The 23,905-nt window shown below is 68.2% G+C and carries 19 protein-coding genes and 1 pseudogene; 13 read left to right on the forward strand and 7 right to left on the reverse strand.

What is annotated here, in order from left to right:
- From gad to QSV35_RS09310, 3 genes are all read right to left on the reverse strand, one after another.
- Nucleotides 1-1,395: a glutamate decarboxylase gene (gad, locus tag QSV35_RS09300; protein ID WP_286288423.1), complete on the reverse strand. Its 1,395-nt coding sequence runs from the start codon at nucleotides 1,393-1,395 to the stop codon at nucleotides 1-3.
- Between the two features lie 25 nt (nucleotides 1,396-1,420).
- Nucleotides 1,421-2,854 (reverse strand): glutamate/gamma-aminobutyrate antiporter GadC, encoded by a 1,434-nt coding sequence (gadC, locus tag QSV35_RS09305; RefSeq protein WP_286288424.1) that lies wholly within the window; start codon nucleotides 2,852-2,854, stop codon nucleotides 1,421-1,423.
- Nucleotides 2,855-3,129: 275 nt separating this feature from the next.
- Complete coding sequence (locus QSV35_RS09310) at nucleotides 3,130-4,041, reverse strand: formylglycine-generating enzyme family protein (protein ID WP_286288425.1); 912 nt, start codon at nucleotides 4,039-4,041, stop codon at nucleotides 3,130-3,132.
- 89 nt (nucleotides 4,042-4,130) lie between these two features.
- Between QSV35_RS09310 and QSV35_RS09315 the strand changes: the two genes are divergently transcribed.
- Entirely contained in the window at nucleotides 4,131-5,336 is a 1,206-nt protein-coding gene (locus QSV35_RS09315; protein WP_286288426.1) for an NAD(P)/FAD-dependent oxidoreductase, read from the forward strand.
- A 179-nt stretch (nucleotides 5,337-5,515) separates the two neighbouring features.
- On the forward strand, nucleotides 5,516-7,663 hold the full coding sequence (locus tag QSV35_RS09320; protein WP_286288427.1) for a helix-turn-helix transcriptional regulator: 2,148 nt from the start codon (nucleotides 5,516-5,518) through the stop codon (nucleotides 7,661-7,663).
- A 7-nt stretch (nucleotides 7,664-7,670) separates the two neighbouring features.
- On the opposite strand, the gene QSV35_RS09325 is transcribed toward QSV35_RS09320, so the two are convergent.
- Nucleotides 7,671-8,474, reverse strand: coding sequence for a trimeric intracellular cation channel family protein (locus QSV35_RS09325; RefSeq protein ID WP_286288429.1), 804 nt, complete (start codon nucleotides 8,472-8,474; stop codon nucleotides 7,671-7,673).
- Nucleotides 8,475-8,677: 203 nt separating this feature from the next.
- Here QSV35_RS09325 and QSV35_RS09330 point away from each other — a divergent pair, with 203 nt between their 5' ends.
- Entirely contained in the window at nucleotides 8,678-10,177 is a 1,500-nt protein-coding gene (locus QSV35_RS09330) for an arylsulfatase (RefSeq protein WP_286288430.1), read from the forward strand.
- A gap of 12 nt (nucleotides 10,178-10,189) precedes the next feature.
- Here the strand turns inward: QSV35_RS09330 and QSV35_RS09335 are convergent, their stop codons facing one another.
- Entirely contained in the window at nucleotides 10,190-11,005 is an 816-nt protein-coding gene (locus QSV35_RS09335) for a potassium channel family protein (RefSeq protein WP_286288431.1), read from the reverse strand.
- Nucleotides 11,006-11,133: 128 nt separating this feature from the next.
- On the opposite strand from QSV35_RS09335, the gene QSV35_RS09340 reads away from it, so the two are divergent.
- From QSV35_RS09340 to QSV35_RS09370, 7 genes are all read left to right on the forward strand, one after another.
- The gene (locus tag QSV35_RS09340; RefSeq protein WP_286288432.1) at nucleotides 11,134-13,476 is read left to right on the forward strand and encodes an arylsulfatase; all 2,343 of its coding nucleotides are present in this window, start codon (nucleotides 11,134-11,136) and stop codon (nucleotides 13,474-13,476) included.
- A 256-nt stretch (nucleotides 13,477-13,732) separates the two neighbouring features.
- Entirely contained in the window at nucleotides 13,733-15,208 is a 1,476-nt protein-coding gene (gene cls, locus QSV35_RS09345) for a cardiolipin synthase (protein ID WP_286288433.1), read from the forward strand.
- A 94-nt stretch (nucleotides 15,209-15,302) separates the two neighbouring features.
- Complete coding sequence (locus QSV35_RS09350; protein WP_286288435.1) at nucleotides 15,303-15,842, forward strand: hypothetical protein; 540 nt, start codon at nucleotides 15,303-15,305, stop codon at nucleotides 15,840-15,842.
- 6 nt (nucleotides 15,843-15,848) lie between these two features.
- Complete coding sequence (locus tag QSV35_RS09355; RefSeq protein ID WP_286288437.1) at nucleotides 15,849-16,997, forward strand: DUF4331 family protein; 1,149 nt, start codon at nucleotides 15,849-15,851, stop codon at nucleotides 16,995-16,997.
- A gap of 1 nt (nucleotide 16,998) precedes the next feature.
- Complete coding sequence (locus QSV35_RS09360) at nucleotides 16,999-18,330, forward strand: Dyp-type peroxidase (RefSeq protein ID WP_286288439.1); 1,332 nt, start codon at nucleotides 16,999-17,001, stop codon at nucleotides 18,328-18,330.
- Nucleotides 18,331-18,356: 26 nt separating this feature from the next.
- Nucleotides 18,357-19,205 (forward strand): enoyl-CoA hydratase/isomerase family protein, encoded by an 849-nt coding sequence (locus QSV35_RS09365; RefSeq protein WP_286288440.1) that lies wholly within the window; start codon nucleotides 18,357-18,359, stop codon nucleotides 19,203-19,205.
- Between the two features lie 21 nt (nucleotides 19,206-19,226).
- A complete protein-coding gene (locus QSV35_RS09370; protein WP_286288441.1) occupies nucleotides 19,227-20,303 on the forward strand; it encodes a sulfite oxidase in 1,077 nt (358 codons plus the stop codon).
- Nucleotides 20,304-20,365: 62 nt separating this feature from the next.
- On the opposite strand, the gene QSV35_RS09375 is transcribed toward QSV35_RS09370, so the two are convergent.
- Together QSV35_RS09375 and QSV35_RS09380 are read right to left on the reverse strand one after the other, a co-directional pair.
- Entirely contained in the window at nucleotides 20,366-21,451 is a 1,086-nt protein-coding gene (locus QSV35_RS09375; RefSeq protein WP_286288442.1) for a DUF998 domain-containing protein, read from the reverse strand.
- Nucleotides 21,452-21,484: 33 nt separating this feature from the next.
- Entirely contained in the window at nucleotides 21,485-22,630 is a 1,146-nt protein-coding gene (locus QSV35_RS09380; RefSeq protein WP_286288443.1) for an AI-2E family transporter, read from the reverse strand.
- Nucleotides 22,631-22,800: 170 nt separating this feature from the next.
- Here QSV35_RS09380 and QSV35_RS09385 point away from each other — a divergent pair, with 170 nt between their 5' ends.
- From QSV35_RS09385 to QSV35_RS09395, 3 genes and pseudogenes are all read left to right on the forward strand, one after another.
- Complete coding sequence (locus QSV35_RS09385) at nucleotides 22,801-23,181, forward strand: SHOCT domain-containing protein (RefSeq protein ID WP_286288445.1); 381 nt, start codon at nucleotides 22,801-22,803, stop codon at nucleotides 23,179-23,181.
- A gap of 34 nt (nucleotides 23,182-23,215) precedes the next feature.
- Nucleotides 23,216-23,638, forward strand: coding sequence for a DUF6325 family protein (locus QSV35_RS09390; RefSeq protein ID WP_286288446.1), 423 nt, complete (start codon nucleotides 23,216-23,218; stop codon nucleotides 23,636-23,638).
- Between the two features lie 61 nt (nucleotides 23,639-23,699).
- Nucleotides 23,700-23,905, forward strand: a pseudogene (locus QSV35_RS09395) (SHOCT domain-containing protein); the annotation flags it as partial.

Here is a 23,905-nt window from a genome sequence, read left to right on the forward strand (position 1 = left end):
TCAGTGGTGGAAGGCGCCCGCCTCCTCCTCGGTCATCGACACCGTGATGGGGTGCCTGTCGAAGTGCGCCATGGCGTCGCGGTAGTCATCCATGAGCAGCGCAGCCTGGTCGCGCTCGAAGCCGGCGCGCACGAGGATGCGCTGGATCGGCAGGTCCTCACGGTGAGGCGGCATCGTGTACGCCGGCACCTGCCACCCGCGCGTGCGGAGCCGGTCGGCGAGGTCGAACAGCGTGAACGAGTGGTCCATGCCGTCCTTCAGCTTCCACGAGACGGCGGGGATGCCCTTCTCGGGGTCGCCGTCGTGGATGATGTCGAAGTGCCCGAGCTTCTCGATCTCGGCGGCGAGGTACATCGCGGTGTCGGAGCACGACTGGTGCACCTTGCGGTATCCCTCGCGACCCAGGCGCAGGAAGTTGTAGTACTGCGCGACGATCTGACCGCCGGGACGCGAGAAGTTCAGCGCGAACGTCGGCATGTTGCCGCCGAGGTAGTTCACGTTGAAGATGAGGTCCTCGGGGAGGTCCTCCGCGTCCCGCCACACGACCCAGCCCACCCCGAGCGGCGCCAGGCCGAACTTGTGGCCCGACGTGTTGATCGACTTCACGCGCGGCAGCCGGAAGTCCCACACGAGGTCAGGCGCGGTGAACGGCGCGAGGAATCCGCCGCTGGCGCCGTCGACGTGGATGGGGATGTCGAGCCCGGTGTCCGCCTGCAGCTTGTCGAGAGCCTCGCTGACGGCCTGCACCGGCTCGAAGATGCCGGTGAAGGTGACACCGAGCGTCGGGACGACCCCGATCGTGTTCTCGTCGACGCGCTTGAGGACCTCCTCGGCGTTCATGTGGAACCGCTCGCCCTCCATGGGGATCTCGCGGAGCTCCACGTCCCAGTACCGGGCGAACTTGTGCCAGCAGACCTGCACAGGGCCGGTGATCATGTTCGGCTTGTCGGTGGGCTTGCCCGCCGCGCGCTGCCGCGCGCGCCAGTTCCAGAGCAGCGCCATGCCGCCGAGCATCGCCGCCTCGCTCGATCCCGTCGTGGACGTGCCGAGCGTGTTGGCCGCATCGGGCGAGTTCCAGAGGTCCGCGAGCATGTGCACGCAGCGCTCCTCGATCGCCGCGGTCTGCGGGTACTCGTCCTTGTCGATCATGTTCTTGTCGAGCGTCTCGGCCATGAGGACGCGGACCTCGGGCTCGAGCCACGTCTGGCAGAACGTCGCGAGGTTCTGCCGCGAGTTGCCGTCCATCATCAGCTCGTCGGAGACGACCTGGTAGGCGTGGCGGGCGAGGTGCTCCTTGTCGGGCATCCGGTACTTCGGCATCGAGACCGAGAGGTCACCCGACGAGAAGACCTCGTCGAGCATCTCGTTCCGGATCTTGTCACGCTTGTGCAGCATTGTCTTTCCTTCTCTTCAGGCTCTGTCAGGCGGTCGGTTCGGCGGCGGGGGCGACGTCCGCGGCAGGCGGCGCCTCGTCCGGTTCGTGTTCGTGCGATTCGTCGGGGTACACCTTCCAGCTGTCCTTGCGGAACAGCATGATGATGAACGGCCAGATGCCGAGCGCGATGATGCCGCCGACGAGCAGCAGCGTGTAGCCGAGCTGGCCCATCGTGCTTCCCTCAGGCTCCACGAAGCCGATGAGGAAGGCGAGGAGGCTCGCCAGGAACCCGACCCAGCCGACGAGACCCATCGCCGGAGTGCGGAACCCGCGCTTGACGTCCGGGTGCGTGCGCCGCAGGCGCATCGCCGCGAGGAACATCATCATGTACATGATCAGGTAGAGCTGCACCGCCATCGCGGAGAAGATCCAGAACACGCTCTGCACCGATGGCACGATCGCGAACAGCACCGCGAGCACCGTCACGATGATCCCCTGGACGACCATGATCGGCACCTGCATGTCGTTCTTGTTCGTCTTCTGCATGCTCGGCGGCAGGTAGCCCTGGCGACCGACGAGCAGGAGGCCCTTGCTCGGCCCGGGGATCCACGTGACGACGGATGCGAGGATGCCGAACACGATCAGCAGCGCCATCACCGTCGTAGCCCATGGCATCCCGAGCTGCTGAAAGAACACGTCGAACGCCTGGAGCACGCCCTGCGTGAGGTTGACGCTGCTGGCGGGGACGCCGACCGAGATCGCCAGCGTCGGGAAGATGAAGACGATCAGGATGACGATCGCCGCGAGGACGATCGCGCGGGGGAAGTTGCGTCCCGGCTTGTCCATCTCGTTGACGTGCACCGCGTTCATCTCCATGCCGGCGTACGACAGGAAGTTGCTGACGATGAGCACGATGCTCGCCAGGCCCGTCCACGTCGGGAACCACTGCGCCTGCGAGACCGGGGGCAGGCTGGAGTGGCCGCCCGACGTCATGAACAGGATCGCGAAGAGCACGAGGCCCAGCGACGGGACGATCGTTCCGGCGATGAAGCCGACGCTCGAGACCCGCGCGAACGCCTTCACACCGCCGAACGCGATGAACGTCGAGAACCAGTAGACGACCAGGATCACGAGCCCGGTGAACAGGCCGTTGTTGGCGAGCGCCGGGTTGAACACGTACGCCAGCGCGGATGCGAAGAACGCCAGCTGCGCGGGGTACCAGACGACGTTCTGGATCCACTGCTGCCAGATCGCGCTGAAGCCCATGCGCTCGCCGAAGGCCTCCTTCACCCAGACGAAGACACCGCCCTTCCAGCCGCTCGCGAGCTCGGCCGCGACGAGGGCCACCGGGATCATGAACACGATCGCCGGGAGGACGTACAGGAAGATGGACGCCCACCCGTAGCCCGCCATCGCGGGGAGACCGCGGACACTGGCCACGGCGGTGGCGATGAGGATCGCCATCGTGGTCCACGACATCGCTGCGCTCTTCGGCCGCGACCTCGGAGTGGGAGTGGGAGTGGGAGTGGGAGTGGGAGTGGGAGTGGGAGTGGGAGTAGGAGTAGGACTGTTGTTGTCTGACATCACGAACCCGCATTCGTTCATGCCCCGGAGGGGGAGCCCTCGCAGGCGCCCGGACGTCCGGACGCCGACGAATGGAGCGCGATCCGCGCGCCCACGCACGGGACGCTATACCCGGGTGCCGAGGGCCGGCGTCATACGGATCGCATGAGATTTCCGCTGGGCGGAACGCTTCAGACGTCGGCGACGAGGCGGAAGCCGATGTGCGACATCCCGGTGTCCTCGGCCTGCGGGGAGCGCGCGGCGGGCCGGAAGCGCAGGCAGTACTCCGGGGAGCACAGGAACGACCCGCCCTTGAGCACGCGGCGGGGAATCGACTCGCCCTCACGTGCACTCGCGGTGGCGAGCAGGTTCTGCCGCTTCCCCGCGTCGACGGGGTTGTCGGAGAGACGGATGTGGCGGGGCGTGTAGTAGTCGCTCGTCCATTCCCAGACGTTCCCGATCATGTCGAACAGGCCGTACCCGTTCGCCGGGTACGACCCCACCGGAGCCGTTCCGCCGACACCCTGGTTGTCGTACGGGAAGCGCCCGAGCCACGAGTTGGCCTGCGCCACACCGCCCGGGAACGGCTCGTCGCCCCACGCGAACCGCAGCCCGTCCGCGCCGCCGCGGGCCGCGTACTCGTGCTCCGCCTCCGTGGGCAGCCGCTTGCCGGCCCACTGCGCGTAGGCGACCGCATCCTCGAACGCGATGTGCACGACGGGATGCCTCATCCGGTCGTCGATCGACGACCCCGGACCGAACGGCGCCCGCCAGTGCGCGCCCTTCTCCCACCGCCACCAGTTCCGCCAGTCCCCCAGATCCACCGGGCCTGCGGTCGGGGTGAACACCATCGCCCCGGGCACGCGGTCCTCGGGGGCGACGCCGACATAGTCCGGACCGACGAGGGGTCGTTCGGCGACCGTGACGTACCCGGTGTCGGCGACGAAGCGGTCGTAGTCCTCGTTCGTCACGGCGAACCGGTCGATCCGGAACGACGCCACGCGCTGTTCGATGACCGGCTGCTCGTCCGGATAGAACTCCGTCGACCCCATCCGGAACACGCCGCCCTCGACCAGCACCGTCTCGCGACCGTCATCCGCCATGCGCTCCACGGTAGCGGTGGCCGGCCGTCGCGCGATCTCATCTCTTCGGGATGACGACCGCGGCGATGCCCGGTCCTAGCGTTCACACCATGGACGGCGACGCCACCGGGCGCCCGCGAGTTGTCATCCTCGGCGGAGGATTCGCGGGCGTGGGAGCTGCGATGAGACTCGCCGCGAGCCCCGTCGACGTGGTCCTGATCGATCGTCACCACTACCGCACGTTCCAGCCCCTCCTTTATCAACTGGCGACCGGGATGCTGGAGCCCGGAGCCGTGGGCGAGCCGCTGCAGCGGCTGACCGAGCACCAGCCCAACACGACCGTGCGGCAGGGCGCCGTCGAGTCCGTCGACCTCGCCGGCCACGCCGTGCACGTCGACGACATGCCGCCGATCCCGTACGACTACCTCGTCTACGCCCTCGGCGTCGAGGCGGACTTCTCCGACACCGAGGGCGCACCGGAGAACGCGTTCCCGGTCTACACGCTGCCGGGCGCGCTGCGCCTGCGCGACCACCTCGCGGCACTGTGGGCGAGCGCCGACTGCAGTCCTGCTCTGGTGGCCGACGGCGCGCTGAACGTCGTCGTCGCGGGCGCTGGCGCCACCGGTGTCGAGGTCGCCGGCGCGGTGGCGGAGCTGTATCGTCACCGGTTCGCGCACGAGTATCCGCGCGTCGCCGAGCGCGACGCCCGTGTGATCCTCGTCGAGAAGGGCGACCGCCTGCTGCCGCAGTTCGGCCCGGAGATGCGCTCGTACGCGATGGAGGCGCTCGCCGACGAGACGGTCGACGTCGTGACCGGGCAGGCGGTGATCGCCGTCTCGCCGACCCGGGTCGCGCTGACATCGGGTCGGGAGATCAAGGCGCACACGCTGATCTGGAGCACCGGCGTGCGTGCGACGACCGTCACACGGAGCGTCGGAATCGCGCTCGGCGAGACCGGACGGATCGTGACCGGCCCGTCGCTCGGGGTTCCCGGGCATCCCGAGGTGTTCGCGGTGGGCGACGCCGCCGCGATCACGCACTCCGGTTCGCCTGACCTGCTTCCGCAGCTCGGCACCGTCGCGCTGCAGTCCGGGCAGCATGCGGGCGAGACGATCGCCCGCATGGTCGCAGGCGAAGCACCGCTGCCGTTCGGCTACAGCGACCACCGGCCGATGCTGACGATCGGCCGGGACACCGCCGGGATGCAGTTGCCCGACGGCGGCGCGGTGACGGGCCGCAGGGCGCAGCTCGCCTGGCTCACGGCACACCTGGGACTGCTGCGCACGAGTGCGCCCGTGGATCATTCCGTTGGATGAATGCTCTCCGCGGCGCGCCGATCTGTGTCAGCATGTCTCGTGGGCACAGGGCTCTGTTGCAGGGGGATTGCGACATGGTCGACAGGCACGACAGGCATGGCGTGGATCAGGCTTTCGATCTGGTCCCGTCGAAATCGGCGCGCCCCCGGGCGCGAGCGGGAGTGGTCGCGCGTCTCTCCGTGATCGAACGGCTCACGCGTTCGGAATCCACCTCGATCGTCTCGATCGTCGCACCCGCCGGCTACGGGAAGACGACGCTGCTCACGACCTGGGCCGCGCGCGATGACCGGCCCTTCGCGTGGATCTCGATCGACGAGTACGACAACGACCCGAGGCGCCTGCTGGAGTACGTCGCCCGGTCCCTCGGGGCTGTCGAGCCGATGCCCCAGCGGGTGTCCGAAGCGCTCGACTCCCCGGCATCCTCGGTCCCCGACACCGTCGTCCCGCGTCTGAGCGCCGCGTTCGCGTCGATGACGACGCCGGTGGTGCTCGTGCTCGACGACGTCCACCTGCTGGAGAGCCGGGAATCGCGGCTCGCTCTGTCGGTGCTCGCCGATCATGTGCCGGCCGGGTCGCAGATCGTGTTCGCCGGGCGCGCGGCGCCGCCGCTGCGCGTGGCACGGCTGCGAGCCGAGGACAGACTTCTCGAGATCGGCGCGGATGACCTCGCCTTGAGCGTGGAGGAGGCGGCGCTGCTGCTGCGCGGAGCGGACGTGGTCGTCAGCGCCGCGGAGCTCGACGCGCTCTACGCCCGGACCGAGGGGTGGCCGGTCGGGCTCTACCTCGCGGCCCTGTACGTCCGGGACAGCGGCCTTGCCGGCGCTCCCGGGCAGTTCTCCGGCGATGACCGCTACGTCGACGAGTACATCGAATCGGAGTTCCTCTCGCGGATCTCGCGCGCGCAGCGGAAGTTCCTGACGAGGGCCGCAGCCTTCGAGCGGATGTCGGCGTCGCTGTGCGAGGCGGCGCTCGACCTGCCGGGCGCATCCACCTCGCTCGCCGTGCTGGCGAACTCGAACCTGCTGCTGGTCCCCCTCGACCACAACGGCCGGTGGTATCGGTTCCATCACCTCTTCCGCGACCTGCTGCGCGCCGAGCTGGAACGGCGCGAGCCGGGGATGCTGGACACGCTGCGCCGGCGGGCGGCCGACTGGCACCTCGAGCACGGCGAGCCGGAGGAGGCGATCGAGTATTCGATCCTGGCCGGCGACATCGACACGGTCGCGCGGCTCGCGGACACCCTGTGGACTCCGCTCTACCGTCGCGGGCAGTTCGCCACGCTCCAGCGCTGGTTCACGTGGCTGGACGAGCGGGGCGGGATCGGCACGCGGGCCATGAGCGCCGTGAACGCCGCACTCCTGGCCCTCACGACCGGACACGCGACGGCAGCGGAGAGGTGGTCGGAAGCGGTAGACCGCTGGAGGTACTCGACGGACGGTCCCGCATTCGACACCTACAGCAGCGCGATGGCGGCGCTGCTGCGGGCGATGACCTGTCGGCATGGAATACGCCGGATGCGCGAAGACGCCGACGAGGCCGCCCGGCTCTTCGCCGACGCGAGCGAGCTCCCCCGAGCGGTGCTGCAGCTGCAGGGAACGGCGCGCGCGCTCGCCGGCGATCTCGACGCCGCGGACGCCTACCTCGCTGACGCCGAGCTCGCGGAGCCGACACGCAGCGTCGCAGACGTCTTCGCGAACACGATGTGCCAGCGGGCCCTGATCGCCTTGTCCCGCGGAGACTGGTCCGCGGCCGGCGCCTTCGTCGAACGCGGCCGGTCGGCCCAGCTCGAGGCGGGGATCGAGGAATCCTTCGCCGCCGCCTTCGTCGCGGCCCTGCGGGCCCGCATCCACCAGCACCGCGGGGAGGTCGCCACCGCGCGTCGCGAACTGCAGACCGCCCTGCGTCTGCGCACGCTGCTGACCTACGCCCTCCCCCACCACGCCGTCCAGTGCCGGCTGGCGCTCATCCACGTCCACCTCACCCTGGACGACGTGGCGACCGCCCGGACACTCATGCAGGAGGTCGACGACATCCTGCGGCGACGCCCCCGCCTCGGGACCCTGGTCGACGAGGCCGAAGGTCTGCGCAGCCATCTCTCCGCCCTCGAGGACGCCGGCCCTGGTGGGGCCTCGACGCTGACGACGGCGGAGCTGCGGGTGCTGCCCCTGCTGGCCACGCACATGTCGTACTCGGAGATCGCCTCCGAACTCTTCCTCTCCAAGAACACGATCAAGTCGCAGACGTACTCCCTCTTCCGCAAACTCGACGTGAGCTCGCGCAGCGAAGCCGTCGCCCGCTCGCGACAGCTGGCGCTGCTGCAGGGCTGAGCCCGGCTCAGGAGGCGGAGGGGCCCGACGGGCTCTCGACGAGGAGGCCGAGGTCGTGCAGCTCGCGTTCGGACTTCCCGGCGATCTTGCGCCCGAGCAGAGGGCGCCCGTCGTCGTGCTTGTAGACGCCCTTGGGCTCCTTGGCGAGCGGCTCCTCCCAGCCTCGGTACAGGGCGACCATCCGCAGCGTGTAGCCGATGATGAAGGAGATGCCCGCCGCCCACCAGGTGTTGAGGCCCACCGCCGTGCAGATGACCCAGATGAGGCCCGTCAGAAGCGCAATGCTGACGAACCACTCGCCGCGGATGAACTGCTTCGGCGTGACCCCCGATGAGACGTCCACGTACCAGCGCCCCGCGGTCGGGCCGATCACGGCGAGGGCCAGCACGCCCAGCACCGGCAGTCCGACGCCCTCGCCCTTCTGCGCGCCGACGATCGCGTACAGCGGAAGCGAGAAGGAGGTGGCGAACTGGAACACGCCCTCACGGAAGAGCTGCCCCTTCCCGAACGCGATCGAGTAGCCGATGAGGCCGAAGATGACGGCGAGCGTGATGTACGCGGGGTTGGTAAGCGCACCCGGCACCTCGTTGACGAGCACGTCGCGCGTGATGCCGCCGCCGAGGCCCATCAGCAGCGCCATCCCGAGGACGCCGACGACCGTGAAGTTCTTGTAGTGATCGGGGCGCCGGGCGAGCAGCGCACCGTTGAGCGCGTTGACGCTCGCCGCGATGAGATCGAGCGTCGTGAAGTCGCCCGTCCATTTCCAGCCGCCGAAGTTGATGTTCCCGGCCATCGCCAGCGGTTCGAACATGACGGTCTTCCTCTCGGTGTGGGTGCGCCGCGTCGGCGTGCCCCACAGCATTCCGCGTCCCGAGCGCACTGGGCAAGGGCGAGAGGCCCGAGTTTCACCGCAGGCTGCCGGGCGAGGAGGGTCTGGCGCGCCCGGGTGCGCGGTGGTTTGATGTGGCCCGGCGCCCTCGTCCGGGACGCCGATCAGGCGTCTAAGGAGCGGACATGGCAGGCAAGCCCAACATCCTGATCATCTGGGGAGATGACATCGGGACGACCAATCTGAGTGCGTACTCGGACGGTCTCATGGGATACCGCACCCCCAACATCGACCGGATCGCCCAGCAGGGCGTGAAGTTCACCGACTGCTACGGCGAGCAGAGCTGCACCGCGGGGCGAGCCGCCTTCATCACCGGGCAGAACCCGTACCGCACCGGCCTCACGAAGGTCGGGATGCCGGGTGCCGACCTCGGGCTGCGCCCGGAGGATCCCACCATCGCGACGGCGTTGAAGCATCAGGGCTACGCGACGGGACAGTTCGGCAAGAACCATCTCGGCGACCGCGACGAGTTCCTGCCGACGATGCACGGTTTCGACGAGTTCTTCGGCAACCTGTACCACCTGAACGCCGAGGAGGAGCCGGAGCTGCGGGACTACCCCAGCCCTGAGGACTTCCCGGACTTCCGCAAGAACTTCGGCCCGCGCGGCGTGCTGCACTGCTGGGCGAACGCGGACGGGACGCAGCGCATCGAGGACACCGGCCCGCTCACGAAGAAGCGCATGGAGACCGTGGACGAGGAGTTCCGCGACGCCGCGATGGACTTCATGCGACGCCAGCACGACAGCGACACCCCGTTCTTCGTCTGGTTCAACTCGACCCACATGCACTTCCGCACGCACGGGAAGCCGGAGAGCGCGGGGCGCGCCGGCCGCTGGCAGTCCGAGTACCACGACACGATGTGCGACCACGACGACCTCGTCGGCGAGCTGCTCGACTTCCTCGACGAGCTCGGCATCGCCGACGACACGTTCGTCATGTACTCCACCGACAACGGCCCGCACATGAACTCGTGGCCGGACGGCGCGATGACCCCGTTCCGCAACGAGAAGAACTCCAACTGGGAGGGCGCCTACCGCGTGCCGGGCATGGTCCGATGGCCCGGCCACATCCCGGCCGGCGTCACCCTCAACGGGATCGTCAGCCACAACGACTGGTTCGTCACCCTCCTCGCGATGGCGGGCGACCCGGACATCGCCGAGCGGCTGCGGGCCGGCACCGAGCTGAACGGCGTCGAATACAAGGTGCATCTCGACGGCCACAACCTGGTCGACTACATCACCGGGGCGGTCGCGGACAGTCCGCGCAACCATTTCTTCTACGTCTCCGATGAGGGCGATCTGACGGCGCTGCGATACGACAACTGGAAGTTCGTGTTCCTCGAGCAGCGCCAGCAGGGCACCCTCGCGATCTGGCTCGACCCGTGGGTGGAGCTCCGGGCGCCGAAGATCTTCAACCTGCGCACCGACCCGTTCGAACGGGCCGAGCAGACGTCGAACACCTATTACGACTGGATGCTCGACCACATCTTCCTGCTGGTCCCCGCACAGGCGTACGTCGCCGGCATGCTGCAGTCGCTGGCCGAGTTCCCGCCGCGGCAGACGCCCTCGTCGTTCACGATCAATCAGGTCATGGCCAAGATGAGGTCGAGCGCCGGAAACTCCTGAGGCTCCGTCCGGTCACGTTCCGCCCGGCGCAGCCTTGTGGGGTGCGCCGGGCTCGTCATCCGAGCCTTCGGGCGGACCCGACGCAGCCATGAGCGCGGCGAGCTGCGCCTGCATCTCCCTCACCTGGCCGCGGGTCGCAGGGGCGCCGCTGTCGTCGCGACCAGGGGCGGAGGCGGCGCCGCGGTCATGGTCATGGTCGTGGTCATGCTCACGCCGTTGCGTGGCCCGATCCATGACCCACGAGGCGAGGATGGCGGTGATGATGCCCGTGAGCGCGACCCCGGCGAACATCAGCAGGACGCCGATGGTCCGGCCGGGCACGGTGACCGGCGTGTAGTCGCCGTATCCGGTCGTGGTCGCCGTCACGCACGCCCACCAGATCGCGTCGCCGAAGCTGACGATCGTCGCGCCCGGCGCATTGCGCTCGACATCGAGCACCTGCAGCGACGCGATGTAGATGAGCACCGCCACCGAGCCGAGGCTGTAGACAGTCAGACGGTTGCGCACGGCACCGGCACGCGTGTGCCGCACGCCCGGCAGCTCGGTGAACACCCGCAGGAGCCGCACCATGCGCAGGACCGGCAGGATCGTCACGACGAGGTCGGGAAGATGCGTGCGGAACCACAGCCACTTGTCCGGCGCGATCGACAGGCGCGTGAGGTAGTCGATGATGAACATCGCCCATGCGATGTCGATCAGCACCGTCGCGAACACCGCGTAGGGGCCGCTGGCATCCGTGATCACCCGCCACGAATAGGCGACGAGGAACACGACGGATGCCACCATCAGCGGCACAGCCGTGTACCTGCGCCAGGTCTTCTCGTTCACCCCTGCATCATGTCAGCCGGTGCCCCGCGCGGGACTCGGGGCCCGCCGAGGGGTGTCATACGTCCATCGTCTGCCGATATGGTGCCGAGAAGGGGGCGACCCCCCACAGGCGAATGAGAAGGAGCATCATGCCTCGGGAGTTCCAAGGGAAGATCGAGCTCGACGTCCGCGATTCGGTGGCCGACTGGGACGCGTTCCTGCCCAGCAAGGCGCCCGCCGGCGCCCCGAACGTCCTCGTCGTGCTGTACGACGACACCGGGATGGCGGCGTGGTCGCCGTACGGCGGCCGCATCCAGATGCCCACGATGGACCGCCTCGCGAAGGACGGGCTGACGTACACGCAGTGGCACACGACGGCGCTCTGCTCGCCGACCCGGTCCACGTTCCTCACCGGCCGCAACCACCACCTCAACGGCTTCGCGTCGATCTCGGAGTCGTCGACCGGCTTCCCGGGCTACAACTCCCACATCCCGCCGAGCAACGCCACGATGGCGAACGTGCTCCGGGATGCCGGATGGTCGACGTTCTGGGTCGGCAAGAACCACAACGTCCCGATCGACGAGTGGACGGCGGGCGCGTCGAAGAAGCACTGGCCGCTCGCCCAGGGCTACGACCGGTTCTACGGCTTCATCGGCGGCGAGACGAACAACTGGTATCCGTCGCTGGCGGAGGACAACCACTACATCGACCAGCCGTATCTCCCCGAAGACGGCTACCACCTGTCGCGCGATCTCGCCGACCAGGCCCTCAAGATGATCCGCGATGTGAAGCAGACGGAGCCCGACAAGCCCTGGTACCTGTGGTTCTGCCCCGGCGCGAACCACGCCCCTCACCACGCGCCGCAGGAGTACATCGACAAGTACAAGGGCGTGTTCGACGACGGTTACGAGGCGTACCGCGACTGGGTCGTCGACCGGATGAAGGAGAAGGGCATCCTCCCGGAGGACACCGACAACACGTCCTTCAACCCCATGCCCGCCGGTCGCTTCTCGGAGACGGACACCGTGCTGCCGTGGGAGTCGCTGAGCGACGAGCAGAAGAGCATGTTCTGCCGCATGGCCGAGGTGTACGCGGGCTTCAGCGAGTACACCGACGCACAGGTCGGCCGGATCATCGACTACCTCGAGGAGTCCGGGCAGCTCGAGAACACGCTCGTCATCTACTGCGCCGACAACGGCGCCTCGGGCGAGGGGTCGCCCAACGGATCCGTCAACGAGGGCAAGATCTTCGGCGGCTATCCGGACAGCCTCGAGGACAACCTGCGACTGGTCGACGAGCTCGGCTCGCCCGACACCTACGGCCACTACCCGACAGGGTGGGCCGCGGCGTTCTCCTCCCCCTACAAGATGTTCAAGCGCTACACGTACCAGGGCGGCGTCTGCGACCCCTTGGTGATCAGCTGGCCCGCCGGCATCAAGGCCCGGGGCGAGATCCGCCACCAGTACCACCACTCGACCGACATCGTCCCGACGATCCTCGAGGCGTGCGGCGTCGAGTTCCCGGACACGTACGACGGCATCGCTCAGACGCCGCTGTCGGGTGTCTCGATGGCGTACTCGTTCGACGCGGCGCCGGACGCCCCGACGACCAAGCAGACGCAGTACTACGAGATGTTCGGGCAGCGCGGAATCTGGCACGAGGGATGGAAGGCCGTCACCGTGCACGGTCCCGTCAGCGGTCTGAGCGACTTCCCGAACGACCAGTGGGAGCTCTACCACACGGACGTCGACCGCTCCGAGGCGCACGACCTCGCCGCGGAGAACCCGGAGAAGCTCGAGGAGCTGAAGGAGCTCTGGATGCAGGAGGCGAAGGCGAACAACGTGCTTCCGCTGAACGACCTCCAGATCATCGGCAATCCGAAGGACTTCGAGACCTTCGTCGGCATGGAGTTCCACCAGCCGGCTCCTGCATCCGGCCAGTTCGTCTACTACCCGGGCACGAGCGAGGTTCCGGAGCGATCCGCGGCGAACGTGCACGGCGGCTCGTACAAGATCGCGGCGGAGGTCGAGTTCACCCCCGAGACCGAGGGCGTCATCTTCGCGCACGGGTCCCGCTTCGGCGGGCACGCGCTGGTCGTGAAGGACGGGGAGGTGCACTACGTGTACAACTTCCTCGGCATCCCGCCGGAAGACCGGGTCTCGGCGCCCGTGCCGACGTCCGGCCGTCACATCATCGGCGTGGAGTTCGTCAAGGAGGGCACGGGCGACTACCGCGAGCCGAAGGGACCGGTGCGGCTGTACATCGACGACCAGCAGGTCGGCGAGAAGCAGATCCGCACCGTGCTCGGCCACTTCTCGCTGTGCGGCGAGGGGCTCACGATCGGCCGCGACAGCGCCGACCCGGTGTCGTCGCTGTACGGCTACGGGTTCGACTTCGCCGGAGGCGAGATCTCGAAGGTCGTCTTCGACATCGCGGACGACACGTACGTCGACCTCGAATCGCACCTCGCGGCGGCCATGGCGCGCGACTGACACCGCTGTGAGGAGGGGTGGGTGGGGGGGGGGGCCCCCCGCCCCCCCCCCCCATGCCGCGGCCGCCCCCCCCCCCCCCGGGGCGGGGGCGGGGCGGCGGCGGGGGGGGGGGGGGGGGGGGGGCGCCCCCCCCCCCCCCCCCCCCCCCCCCCCTCCTCTTGCCTGCGCGCCGCGCGAAGCCGCGGTGCGGCGACACCCGCATGGCCTCGATCGCTCAAGTTGGCGCGGGAGCGTGCGGACAGGGCACACTCGTCTCGTGACCTCACTGCTCATCGCCAACGGATCCTGGGGCCTGGCGCTGCTCGTGCACCTGGCGATCATCATCACCGCGCTCATCTACATCCCGCGGGGGCGCAAGCCCACCGCGGCCATGGCGTGGCTGCTGCTCATCGTGCTCCTGCCCGGTCTCGGCATCGTGCTGTACCTCGTCATCGGCAGCTTCCGCCTGCCCGCGAAGCGGCGGGTGGAGCAGCAGCGGATCGACGAGATGATCAAGGCGAGGGTCGCGGAGACCGGAGTCGAGACGATGGATGCCGCGTGGCCGCGGCCGTTCCAGCGGATCGTGCAGCAGAACGAGGCGCTCACCGCTCTCCCGGCGACACTGGGGAACGAGGCATCCCTCTACCCCGACTACCAGGCGTCGATCGATGCGATGGCCGCGGAGATCGACACGGCCACGAGCTTCGTGCACGTCGAGTTCTTCATCGTCGCGTGGGACGACACCACCCGCGGGTTCTTCGCCGCGATGGAGCGCGCGGTCGCACGCGGGGTCACCGTACGCCTGCTCGCCGACTACCTCGCCACGCGCAAGGTGCCCAAGAGCAAGGAGACCTTCGCCGAGCTCGACCGCATCGGCGTGAAGTGGGCATGGATGCTGCCGGTCGAGCCGTTCAAGGGCAAGTACCAGCGCCCCGACCTGCGCAACCACCGCAAGATCGTCGTCGTCGACGGCACCGTCGCGTACATGGGGTCGCAGAACCTCATCTCCCGCGACTACGACTCGAAGAAGAACATCAAGCGCGGGCTCATGTGGCAGGAGCTGGTGACCCGCGTGACGGGTCCCGCGGTGGCCGGGCTCAATGCGGTGTTCCTCTCCGACTGGCTCATCGAGGCCGGTGAGGACCTCCTGGCGACCGCGCACGTGCCCGCCGGTCAGCTGCCGGTGTCCACGTCGTCCGACGCCCTGCTGTGCCAGATCGTGCCGAGCGGTCCGGGGTACAGCACCGAGAACAACCTCCGCCTGTTCCTGTCGCTGATCTACGCCGCGAACGAGAAGGTCATCCTGACGAGCCCCTACTTCGTGCCCGACGAGGCGATGGTCTACGCCATCACGACCGCGTGCCAGCGCGGTCTCGAGGTGCAGCTGTTCGTCTCGGAGATCGGCGACCAGGGCATGGTGTGGCACGCGCAGCGCTCCTACTACGAGGTGTTGCTCGAGGCCGGCGTCCGGATCTTCCTCTACCCCGCGCCGTACATCCTGCACTCGAAGCACTTCTCGATCGACGACGACATCGCGGTCATCGGCTCGAGCAACATGGACATCCGCTCGTTCAGCCTCAACATGGAGGTCTCGATGATGGTGCGCGGCGAATCGTTCGTCTCGCAGATGCGCGAGGTGGAGCAGGCCTACCGCGACGCCGGACGGGAGCTCACCCTCGAGGAATGGCGCCGGGAGCCGGCGAAGTCGACGTTCCTCGACGGAGTCATGCGACTCACGTCCGCGCTCAACTGACCGTCGGTCGAAACCGCTCGAGGGGACGAGCGTCGCTAGCCGATGTTCCCCGAAGTCTGCTACACAGAGAATCATCGAGTGAATGGGGAATCGAATGTCGGAGCAGTCGTCGGAGCCGGGCACAGGCGTAGGCCCGACCCACGAATTCAGTCTGTTCTTCCACGTCAAGCCCGGGGACGGTCCCGAGCTGCGGGCGGCGCTGGAGGATCTTCAGAATCATCCGGGATACCGGCCTGGCGACTACGGGATGGCGGTCGCGACGATCCATGAAGCGCGCTTCGTGCTCTTCGACGACGACACCCGGCTGGCGTTCATCACGAGCTTCGACGGCCCGTGGGACGCCTACATGGACGACTTCTTCAACTCGGGTGCGACGCTCGCCCTGTTCGACGTCATCTTCCGGCACACCGACGGCTATGACGGGCTGCCCGACCTCGCCACCGAGAAGGCGTTCATCCTCAGCGCGCAGCAGCGCGCGGCAGCCTACGCCCGCAACTACCCGGGCACCGTCAAGGAGATCCGCAAAGCGCTCCGCGTGAACGCGGCGTTCCAGAAGGTGCTCGACGACCCGCAGGCCGCCGAGGCGCTGTCGCACCCCGCGCTCGCACCGCTGCTCGAAGAGGCCGCGGACTGACGCCGGATGTCGGATCACATCTCGGGCCCTCGGGCGCTGGCCAACCCGATCGCCGACATCACCGACCTCTACGCCTTCCCGAGCCCGGAGCGGCCCGGGAATCTCGTCCTGGTGCTGAACACCCTGCCGTTCGCGAAGGTGACCGACGCGTTCTCGGAGGGTCTCATCTACCGGCTCCGGGTGCGCGAAGCGATCGCGACCGGTGGCGCCGCTCCGTTCGCACCCGCCCACGCGCACGACCACGACCACGACGGCGGTCACGAGTACCGCTTCGACATCGTGTTCGACCCCGCGGTGCGCGCCGAGGACGGCACGTTCACGCAGGGGGGCTCGGTGAGGACCCCGTCCGGCGACACCGTCGCCTTCCAGGTCGGTGACGAGAGCGGCATCGAGACGAACGGCATCCGCGTCTTCGCCGGCGCACGGTGGGATCCCTTCATCCTGGACGCGCCCGCCGCCCTCAAGACGGTGTCGACCGGGCAGCTCGCCTTCACCGACCCGGGCTCGATCTTCATGGACGGCAAGAACGTCCTCGGGATCACCCTCGAGATCGACGCGGCGCTCCTCGGCGGTCACACGCTGCTAGCGGTGATCGGCGAGACGCAGACGCGCGGCGTCTTCAACGTCCGCATCGAGCGCACCGGCCGCCCCGAGGTGAAGAACCTGCTCCTCGCGCCGAAGCAGTTCGACCAGCTCAATCGCGACATCGAGATCCGCGACATCTACAACATGGAGGACGCGTTCCACGAAGAGGAGGGCTACGGCAACGCCTACCGCGCGCGGCTGAACGCCAACCTCGCCTTCTGGGACGGGCTCGACGGCAAGGTCGACTGGCCGCTCGTCGACGGGGTGCACCCGCTCACTGAACTCGTTCTGGCCGACTTCCTCGTCGTCGACATCGCGAAGCCCTACCAGGAGCACGGGTCGTTCCTCGAGATCGAACTGGCCGCCGTCCACGGTCGCGCGCACGAGACGTGCGGGGGTCGGGCGCTCAACGACGACATGATGGACACCTGGTTCACGACGTTCATCACCGGCGGCAACGGGCCGGCGATCCGGGACGGTGTGGATGCCTCGTCCCGCCCGTCGTCGCAGACCTTCCCGTACCTGGCCGCTCCCAACCCGAACCCGCCCGAGAAGCCGGAGCACCACTGACATGGCCGAGGTGGCGCTGGAGCTCGACGACATCCAGAGCGGAGCGCTGCACGAGCGTCCGTCGCCGTATGTGGGGACGTACCTCATGCTCCGCATCGACGACCGTGCGGACGGCCTCGAGCTCGTCCGGCGGCTCATCCCGCTCGTCGCCTCGGGCGTGCCCGCATCCGACCCCGATCACGACGCGTGGATCACGGTCGGGTTCACGTACGTCGGGCTCGCGGCGCTCGGGGTTCCGCAGGAGTCGCTCGACACCTTCGCACCCGAGTTCCGCGAGGGGATGGCGGCGCGCGCTGCGCAGCTGGGCGACGTCGGACCGAGCAGCCCCGAGAACTGGGAGCATCCGCTCGGCTCGGCCGAGGTCCACGTCGCCATCGCGGTGCTGTCGCCCAACGCGGCCGACCTGGAGATCGTCGCGGAGCAGGCACGTCACGCCCACGAGGAGCTGCCGGGCATCACGGTCGTCTGGCGGCAGGACTGCTACCAGCTTCCGACCGGCCGCACGTCGTTCGGGTTCAAGGACGGCATCGGTCAGCCGGCGATCGAAGGCAGCGGCCGGCCGGCGTCGAATCCGCACGAGCGACCGATCAAGGCCGGCGAGATCATCCTCGGCTACCCGGACGAGACCGGCGAGCTGCCGCCCATGCCGAGCCCCGAGATCCTCGGTCGCAACGGCACGTATGTGGTATTCCGCAAACTCCACACGAACGTCGCCGCGTACCGCCGCTACCTCCGCGAGCGCGCCGCGGACCGAAAAGAAGAAGCCCTCCTCGGAGCCAAGATGGTCGGCCGCTGGCAGTCCGGCGCACCGCTCGCGGTCTCCCCGGACGAGGATGCGCCGGAGCTCGGCGCCGACCCGCACCGCAACAACGCGTACATGTACGGCGACGACGCGCGTGGGCTGAAGTGTCCGATCGGCGCCCACTCACGGCGCGCCAACCCGCGGGACGCACTCGACGGGGACGGCAGCGTCAATGTGAACCTGCACCGCATGGTCCGCCGCGGCACGAGCTACGGTCCGGAGCTTCCGGAGGGGATCCTGGAGGACGACGGCGCCGACCGCGGCATCCTCTTCGTCTTCGCGGGCGCCCATCTGAAGCGCCAGTTCGAGTTCGTCAAGACGCAGTGGCTCAACGACGGCATCTTCATCGGCGCACCGAACGAGGCCGACCCCCTCATCGGATCGGCGGCCGGACCCACCGACTTCACGATCCCGCAGAAGCCGATCCGGCGCCGGCTCACGGACATCCCGCCGTTCGTCACCACGCGCGGCGGGGAGTACTTCTTCGCGCCGAGCCTGTCGGCGATGCGCTGGCTCACCGAACTCGCCTGAAGCACCCAGATCAAGGAGACGATGCGATGACCGACCGCTGGAAGAGCCTGGACTTCGCACCGCCCGCCGCGGATGCCGTCGAGCCCGAGTCGTCCGTGCTGCTCGACTACCACGACGACGGGCGGATCGCCGTCATCACCCTCAACCGGCCGCACGCCGACAACGCGATCACCACCGAGATGGGCGCCCGGCTGACGGAGGCGGTGGAGGAGGTCGCCGTCAAGACCACGGTGCGGGTCGTCGTGCTCACCGGCGCAGGAGATCGGGCGTTCTCGGTCGGCAGCGACCTGCGGCAGCGCAACCAGATGACGAAGGAGGACTGGCTCCGCCAGCGCCAGGCCTTCGACCGCACGCTGTACACGGTCCGGCAGCTGCGCAAGCCCGTCTTCGCGGCCGTCAACGGCATCGCCTACGGCGGCGGGAGCGAGATCGCGCAGAGCTGCGACTTCATCATCGCCTCGGAGCACGCCACGTTCGGTCAGCCGGAGGCGATGATCGGCCTCTCCGCGGGCGGCGGCTCGCCGGTGTTCCTGCCGCGTCTGCTGCCGCCCGGGAAGGCGATGCAGATGCTGTTGACCGGCGATCCCATCACGGCCGCCGAGGCGTATCGTCTGGGCATGGTCAACGAGCTCCATCCGCAGGGTGAGTTGGCCGCGGCGGCGATGCGGATCGCGGAGAAGATCGCGAGCAATTCGCCGACCGCCGTCCAGTCGGTCAAGCGCGCCGTGCAGCTCGGCGAAGGGCAGCCGACGGAGCAGGCGATCGCCACCATGATGGACGCGCACTGGCGCTCCGCCATCCATCCCGACCGCGCCGAGGGCATCGGCGCTTTCAACGACGATCGCGAACCGGAGTTCCGCGACGCCGACTTCTGATCGAGACAAAGGGGAACAGGCATGGATGCGACAGAAGAAGTGATGGAAGCCCGGGCAGGACTCCAGCTGATCAATCCGGCGCCGTACAACGCCGAAGCACCGGCGGCAGCACTCGTGGGGGAGATCACGCCGACCGAGTTCCATTACGTCCGGAGTAATTTCGCACTGCCGGACCACGATGGGACGTTCGAGATCGGCGGGGCGGTCGACCGTCCGCTGACCCTCACCCTCGACGACCTGCGGGCGCTGCCTGCGCACGAATACGCGGTGACGCTCGAGTGCGCCGGCAACGGCCGCCTGCAGATGCGGCCGCTCCCGACCGGAGAGCCGTGGGGCGACTACGCCGTGTCCACGGCCCGCTGGAAGGGCGCACTCCTGAGCGATGTGCTGGCGCAGGCCGGCCCCGCGGCGAACGGTGTCGAGGTGCTGTTCACCGGCGCCGACCATGGCTCGTACCACCTGAATCCCGTGCTCGCCGACACGAATCGCGACGATCTCTGGTTCGAGCGATCGCTGCCGCTGAGCCTGGCGTCAGACCCCTCCGCCGAGATCCTCATCGCGTACGAGATGAACGGGCAGCCGCTCGGGCCGGACCACGGCGCCCCCTTCCGGATCGTCGTGCCCCACTGGTACGCGGTCACCTCGGTCAAGTGGCTGAAGCGCATCGACGTGCTCACGGAGCCGTTCTCCGGCGAGTTCCAGACCGGGCACTACATCTACGAGTGGGCCGACCGACCTCACGAGCCCGTCGCGCTCATGCGCGTGCGGGCACGGCTCACTGAGCCCGAACCGGAGTCGGTCATCCCCGCCGGCACGACCACCGTGCGCGGCAAGGCGTGGTCGGGCACCGGCCCGATCACCCGCGTCGAGTTCAGCCTCACCGGCGCCGGCCAATGGTTCGAAGCCACCGTCGCCGAGCCGACGGGCCCCTACCACTGGCAGGAGTGGAGCTTCGAGTGGGACGCCCCGATCGGCCGCCACACGCTGATGGTGCGGGCGACGGATGCCGCGGGCAACGTCCAGCCGGAGGTCCCCGAATGGAACCGTCTGGGATACGGCAACAACGCCGTCGAGGTGATCTACGTCGACGTCGTCTGACGGCTTCGCGAACGGAAGGATGCCGGCTCCGCGGTGCGAGGGGCCGGCATCCTTCTGTCTGCTCAGTCCTGTCGGCCGGCGACGCCGAGGAAGCGGATGAAGACCGCGATCCAGCCGAAGATCAGCGCGAACACGAGGATCTCGAACGCGGTGAGGGAGAAGTAGCCGACTGCGGGGATGAAGAGGATCACCGTGACGACGGTCGCCGCGAGGAACGCCCAGGACGCGACGAAGTACGTGCGCGGCATCCCGCGGAGGAACCTCGGCCCGCCGATGAGGAGGATGAGGTACATCACGGCCATCCCGGAGGCGGAGAGGTTGTGCACCGCGAGGTTCACGTCCACCGGGAACAGGCCGACACAGGCCAGCATGATGCCCATCACGACGAACAGCACCGGCACCACGCGGGGCCCGCGCGGGTTCGTGAGAACGCCGGCGGCCGCGAGTTCGCGCATGTCGTTCGCGATGTAGACCGCGAAGGTCGTCACGAGCAGGCCTCCGGCGATGAGGGTTCCGTTGAACACCCAGCTGGACAGGTCGTTCTCGAAGGTTCCGAGCTGGCTGAAGTGGACCGTCCACCAGTCGGGGTCGGGGGTGGTCACCATCGCCGTCAGCGTGCCGATCGCGATGAAGACCAGGAGCAGCGTCGACATCCGCTGCGTGGTCATCGCCGAGACGGACAGGTAGACGATCCACGTGGTCAGGCCGAGCGTCACCGCCATCATGACGACCGCCCAGAACGTGATGATCGGCAGCCCGATGAAGCCCGCGGCGAGCACGCGGTACAGCGCATACACGAAGACGAACGCAAGCGCCGCGTGCACCACGACCACCGAGACGGTGTTCACGATGTACTTCCAGGACGGCAGCGACTGCCGCCATTCCTGGCCCGGACGGTTGCGCGCACGCCAATACCCCATGGTCGCCACGATCACCGCCACGACCGCTGCGCCGCACGCCGCCCACACACCGAAGGAATCCGCGACGCCGGCCAGCTTGCGGTCGGGCGCGAGCAGCCCGACCACGAGGCCGTACACCGCACCCAGCGCGCCCGCGGCGAGGGCGAGGTAAACCGCCTGGGACTCGGCTCGACGGCCGGGGGTGGGGACCGTCTCCTCGGGAAGAGCCGGAGTGTTCATGGAACTCATGACGTCAGAGTAGGGCCGTGGGAGCCGTTCACGTCACACCTTCAGGTCCTGTCGTGGGACCACGACTTCGCGGATGATCAGGAGCAGCGATGCCATGACCGGGAGAGCTACCAGCACGCCGAGGATGCCCATGAGCGCGCCGCCCGCAAGAGCGCCGATGAGCACCAGGGCGGCGGGGATCTCGATCGCCTTGTTCATGACCCTCGGGCTCACGACGTACGACTCGAGCTGGATGTAGATCAAGTACGCGACAAGGAAGATGACGGCCTGCGTCGGGCTCGAGAACAGCGCCACGATCGTCGCGAACACGAGGAAGATGACCGAGCCGAACAGCGGGATCAGCGTGATGACGAACGCGATCACGGCCATGAGCGCCGGATACGGGAGCCGGATCACGATGTGGAGCACGAAGACGACGGCGGCGTTCAGCGACGAGAGGATCACCGAGCCGATGAGCGCGCTGCCGACGGACCCCGTGATGCGCTCGGTCAGGCTCTCCAGCCGCACGCGGTTGCGGGCCGGGGCGAGCGAGTAGAGCGCCTTCTTGGCGGCGGTCAGCGACGCGAGGAAGTACAGCGTGAGCGCGATGACGATGAAGCTGGCCGAGATCGCGGTGACGAAGCCGAGTCCGACGCGGAGCACTCCGCCGCCGAGCGCGGCCAGCGTCGACGGTGCGGAGATCCAGTGCGAGACCTGATCGAGGGCGGCCAGGACGGCGACCTGGGTGTCGGCGTCGAGGTGGGCGAACCAGTCGGTGTGCGGGATCTGGTCGACGGCGGCCGGGATCGCGCGGATGAGCTGGAAGACCTGTGAGACGACGTGCGGAAGCATGAAGACGAAGAACAGGATCATCACGATCGCGAAACCGCAGAAGACGATCGCGATGCCCAGAGCCCTCTTGACGCGATGACGCTCGAGGAGCCGCACGATCGGATCGAGCCCGAGCGCCAGGAACATCCCCAGAACGATGTACACGAGGATGAGCGAGATCGACCCGATCGCGAAGCCGAGCACCAGCGCACCGAGCACTCCGATCGTCACCAGGAAGCCCATGGCACCCGGGTGCTCGAGGCCGGCCAGAATGTGTCCGAGCCGCCGCGGACGCTCTTCGGGGAGCATCACGATCGGATCCGCGATCGACGGGTCGACGTGGCCTGGCACATCCGATTCATCGGTCATGGACACATGATGCACCCCCGCGGGGTATTCGTGTCGACTTCAGCGATCGTTTGTTCTCAGCGATACCGCAACGTAGTAGTGTCACGAACGCAGGGCTCGTTCTCCACGATCGCTGCTCGTATTCAGGCAGAGGATGGCGAGTCGTCCATCCAGACATGGGGTTACTTCATATGAACAATTTCTGGGACTTCATCCTCTGGATGTTCTGGGCTTTCGTCTTCATCGCCTACCTGATGGTCCTGTTCTCGATCATCGCGGACCTCTTCCGCGACCGGGAGCTGAACGGCTGGTGGAAGGCCGTGTGGATCATCTTCCTGATCTTCCTGCCCTTCCTCACCGCGCTCGTCTACCTGATCGCGCGCGGCAGCGGCATGCAGAAGCGCTCGATCGCGCAGGCGCAGGAGCTGCAGTCCATGCAGGCCTCATACATCCGCCAGACCGCGGGCTCGAGAAGCCCGTCCGAGGACATCGCGAAGGCGAAGGAGCTGCTCGACTCGGGTGCCATCACCCAGGAGGAGTACGAGGCTCTGAAGGCGAAGGCGCTGGCCTGAGCCGCGCCCGAAGAGAACGCAGACAGGAGAAGAAATGACGGACTTCGATTACGGTCCCATCGAGTTCTACGCGATCGCGTTCGACGGCGACCGCCCCGGTCCCGCGGTGCTGAAAGCGGTGGACGACCTCGTCGCGTCGGGCACGGTGATGAACCTGCTCGACCTCGTCTTCGCACGCCGCTCCCCCGAGGGGGAGGTCGAGGTGCTGGAGATGTCCGACACCATCGAGAACGACGCGCACCCCGCCCTGGATCTCGCAGGTCTTGCCGGGGAGGACGACATCCTCGCCCTCGTCGACGACCTGGAGCCGGGCCGGTCGGCGGCGATCCTCGTCGTCGAGCTGCTGTGGGCGAAGGCGTTCGCGTCACGCCTGTTCGAGGCAGGCGGCGCCGTGATCGCCCGCGAGGGCGTGCCCGCACCGATCGTGAACGCGTTCCTCGCGGAATACGCGGACTGAGACTGTAGAAGGAGAAACGAATATGCCTCTGAGAAGAATGGGACGCCCCGGCCTGGTCGGGATGGCTGCACGCACCGCCGTCGTCGCCGGCACCGCCACCGCCGTGGCCGGCGGGGTCGCCGCGCACCAGCAGAACAAGGCGTACGCACGCGAGGAGCAGCAGGCGTACGAGGCCCAGCAGCAGCAGGCGGCGATGGACGCCGCCGCCGCGCAGGCCGTCGCCAACGCGCAGGCCGCCCAGGCACCGGTCGCCGCCGCACCCGCCGC

It is taken from the genome of Microbacterium candidum (assembly GCF_030315975.1).
Lineage (GTDB): Bacteria > Actinomycetota > Actinomycetes > Actinomycetales > Microbacteriaceae > Microbacterium > Microbacterium candidum.